Raw genomic sequence first — 305 nt, 5'->3', positions numbered from 1 at the left:
CTTGCACTTGTTGAAACTGATTGACTCAAGCTCAACGAAGCTGAGGCACTTGCGCTTGTTGAGACAGATTGGCTGCCACTCAACGAAGCTGAGGCTGATTCACTTGCTGAAACTGATTGACTCAAGCTCAACGAAGCTGAGGCACTTGCACTTGTTGAAACGGATTGACTCAAGCTCAACGAAGCTGAAGCACTTGCGCTTGTTGAAACGGATTGGCTCAAGCTTACTGATGCTGAAGCACTTGCGCTTGTTGAGACAGATTGGCTGCCACTCAACGAAGCTGAGGCTGATTCACTTGCTGAAAC

The 305-nt window shown here is 48.5% G+C and carries 1 protein-coding gene; it reads right to left on the bottom strand.

What is annotated here, in order from left to right; all coding sequences use genetic code 11:
* A partial coding sequence (locus tag A0765_RS10385; protein WP_142325667.1) for a hypothetical protein occupies nucleotides 1-305 on the bottom strand: 305 nt, incomplete at both ends.

It is taken from the genome of Streptococcus cristatus (assembly GCF_001588905.1).
Lineage (GTDB): Bacteria > Bacillota > Bacilli > Lactobacillales > Streptococcaceae > Streptococcus > Streptococcus cristatus_N.
Note: the sequence above shows the minus strand (reverse complement) of the source record. Positions and strands in the feature narration are given on the sequence as shown.